Here is a 3,867-nt window from a genome sequence, read left to right as displayed (position 1 = left end):
TCACCAGCTTTTATATTAGCAAAATCCCTTAAAGCCCGAATGCGATAAAGAGTATAATCACCAACCTCTATTGTCTCTCCTGTAAATTCGTATTTTTTTGCAGGCTCTTGTTTATTAACGGGCGCGGTTGCATTTGAAATGGAAGAGATAACGGGGGTGTTGTTTGATATATTTTTCATAGTTTTTTCCTAACGAAATTAAAATTTTTCATTAACAGCCCATAAGGGCGCCGGGTGCTGAAAAACACGGTCGTTAGTCCGCTGTTATGCTTTCCTCATAAAGAGTATTGTATAGCATAACCACACCCGACATAATCGTTATATGCTAATGGTAGCATAAAAGAAAGTCAGTATTTTAAAGAATGGGAAGGGTTGTTTCGTAACCAATCCGCTAACGATTAAGTGTTTTTCAATCACTTGATTATTTATGTAACAAAATACGTATTTATTGTCAAATAATATTTTATCTTTTTTGATATTTTTTTGTATTTTTTTAATACGTTGTGTATTGATAATATCTTATGCCTATTAATTGCTTCTTTTATATTTATGTGCTTTTAAAGCTATATTACGGGCTTTGTGAAACGATTGCGTTATGTTTTGAATTATACATTTATAATATTTAGAAACGCTCTCATAATGCGTATTTTTAACTTTATAACCTATCAGTTTTTTTACTAAATGAATTTTAATTTTTTTGTGAATTTCTTTTAATAACACATTTTAGACTTAACAGCCTTTTATAGGGACTGTCTTTATAACAAACGATTTCATTTGCATATGAGTATTCAAGTTTACTGTTTTTACGCATTCTCTATAGCTGTTATGTTCTTTATAGCCATGGCATCATTTTTCATTGTCATAAAAGAAACGATAAATAGGATAATTGCGATTTATTGTCTGTTATGAAAATATCTCAATAGAAACTGATCATTATAGAGATCAGTAAAATCCCTTTTAATAGACCGTGTCAGTGTTGTCAGTTTTGTCAGTTCTTTTTAGAGCCTATATTATTTTTTTTAAATGAGAGAAAATTAAAAACATTATATTTCAATAGGTTATAATTTTAATGATGCAACCTTTATTAAAAGACAACCCATAAATTCAATTCATAATATATATTTGTCAGTTATGTGTCAGTAAATTGAACTGACAAAATAGATTATTTTAGTGAGTGATTAAAACGTGCTTTATGAAAAGCATATGCTCCTTTAAAGCCTTTCAAAAGATAGTTTGTAACGCATAAGGAGTGCTATCAAGATCATTATAGCTATGAGTTTAGAGGGTTTTGAAGGTTCCTTTTACCCCCTGTTATATATTTTTTTCAATCGAAAAATAAAAGTCATTATATTTCAATATATTAGCATTTTAGAGATACAATCTATATTAAAACACAACCTATAAATACAACCAACGGTATATTTTTGAAGGTATTTTGACGGTTTGAGAAACCTTCAAAACCTATAAGTAATATAAGAAAATGAATATACATAATTCTGTTTAAACAAAGCTTTTGATAACAATAAAGCTATCATTTTAGATTACGGTATAACCTCTTAAAGGCAATGTAAAAAATCTAATTCACTTTAAGATAGGGTTTCTTAAAGTAATCCAAATAAGAGTATCTAAAAGTGCAAATGGTTTCTTTTTAGAATAACGCATATAAACACTCCTTTTAAGATGGTAGGTAATCAACTTAACAAGAGAAGTATAGATTAATCGCTATGTTCTATACCTCTTGTGAATTTAGCATGCCTATCATGTGAATATGCTTTATAAGTTATTCAGTTTCTCTTAGTTCTAATTTTGGTAGGTTCTTAACGATTTTCATTGTCTCTAAACTTACGGTAATAATCCTCTGAAATAACTCTAGAGGGTAGGCAGGGTTGCCAACGGTTTCAACAGCATAGCGATTGGCATCATTCACAATACCACTCTTTTTATCAGTCTTTACACATTGACGCTCCATAACCCATTCAAGAGCAGGCTTGCCATTGACGATATACTCATAAGCGTCAAGAGGTATATCTGTCATGATGATATTGCTATTATAAAAAACAATCGATTTATCCTTTTCCTTATTATTTCCAGCGAATTTCATTTCTGTAACGTAGTAAAATTTTTCGGGATTATAGATCTCGGTAACTTTTGGGTTACCCTTCTTAAATGTGACTGGATAAGGCTCTACATCTTCATAATTCACGTGCAAATGCCCCAGTTCACGCCCTGCGGTTACAAACTTCCAAAAGTCATCAGCACTCTTTACACAAGGGATACGAGGCAGTTCTTTAGAGAGGTTATCAGCATAACGGGTGCGATAATCTTCCGAATGAAGTAGACCGTAAACATAATAGAATAGATCATCTTTAGTGATAGTTTCATTAGGATAAGCGGCTTTAAAATGTTCTAACCCTTCATTCGTAATGGCATCACGCTTTTGTAAACTAGCTGTTTTACTTTCTTCTGTAAATAAATGGGATTGTTTCTCACTTTTACTTTTTGAGACCGTAGTATCTTCGTAAATATATCTTGGAAAGCATTGACTTTTTTCTATTGAATCAAAATTAGGTAAATCCTTACTCATTAGTACAGAAAAACCTTTCATTGCACCTACGCCTGTCACTTGTATTACTCTATTTTCAACCGCTTGTTCCATCGGGAATATACATGGAATTTGAGCAACCATTTCATTAAAGGCACGATTATAATAGAGCCATTGTTGTGTAAAAGGACGATATAAACTTTGAATAAGGCATGTATCTTCAAATTCAAAAATCTTTCCTTTAGTTAAATGTTTCTTAAGATTAATACTCCAACTAATTTTGCTTTCATCGGCATTAACAAAATTATCTACAGTTTTAGTACGTGTTTTACCGTTATCATGTGTATAAACACCATTAAAACGCTCCACTTCACTATTGTAGAAAGTAATCATATTACTCATATTCTTCGCGAGAGTTTCATTGCTTGCATTGTATGCCCAAGCATCACGATTGGTTTTTAGACCACAAGAATAAATCTCAAACAGTTTTTTACTATGAGGTTTCTTATCACCTAAAGCTAGGAATGTCTTGAAACTGTCATCACGTTGACCAAGCCAATCATTATGCCTATCCGGTATAATTATTTGCCAACCTTGTTTGCTATGTGTAATGCCATCAATACTCCTAAATTTTTCAATTATCGTGAGCTTTTTTTCTCTTGTGAGATAGTCTCCAATATCACGAAAATATATCTTACCATGCTGTTGTGCATTTGGATTTTTTACGAGAATAGAGATAGCAATAGGAGCACGAGAGCCTTCACCAAAAATTCCACCACTTTCTTTCTTACGTTGTTCTCCAGAAGTCCGCGCATTTCCCCGCAAATGGAAAATATAAAGGCTCGAGAACTCCTCAACGAGGCATTTGCGTAAACCATTTAAAGAACATGCATTAATAAACCCTGCGTTTGTAATAAATCCAATAACACCACGGTCTTTTATACGGTCACTAGCCCAACGAATGGCACGAATATAACTGTCATAAAGTGCTTGCATATTGATTGATTTAGATTGAGCAGCATAAGTTTCACTGATCCGTTTATCTAAAATTGGATAAGGTGTATTCTTTGCATTATCATTAGCACTTTTTTGACCTGTTGAATAAGGAGGATTACCAAAGATAACTTCGATATCCAGATTTTTCTGATGCTCTAAATATTCACTGTTTTCTTTAAGTATACCGTCTATCAAATTTTTCTCTTTAAGCGTTTGAAACGTATCGGTTAAGCCAATATGCTTGAAAGGAATGTACTCACCTTTCATAAGACTATGATAAGTCGATTCAATGTTAATCGCTGCTATGTAATAGGCTAAGAGAACAATCTC

Annotated in this window: 1 protein-coding gene; it reads right to left on the bottom strand. The window is 32.4% G+C overall.

The genetic code is table 11. The features are described from left to right. Nucleotides 1–1,779: 1,779 nt before the first annotated feature. On the bottom strand, nt 1,780–3,867 hold a 2,088-nt coding region (locus tag ACFIKI_RS08230), incomplete at its 5' end, for a type ISP restriction/modification enzyme (protein ID WP_375666726.1).

Origin of the sequence: Bartonella sp. TT121SHDZB (genome assembly GCF_042193415.1) — a bacterium.
Taxonomy (GTDB): Bacteria; Pseudomonadota; Alphaproteobacteria; order Rhizobiales; family Rhizobiaceae; genus Bartonella.
This window is presented reverse-complemented; position numbering and strand designations above follow the sequence as displayed.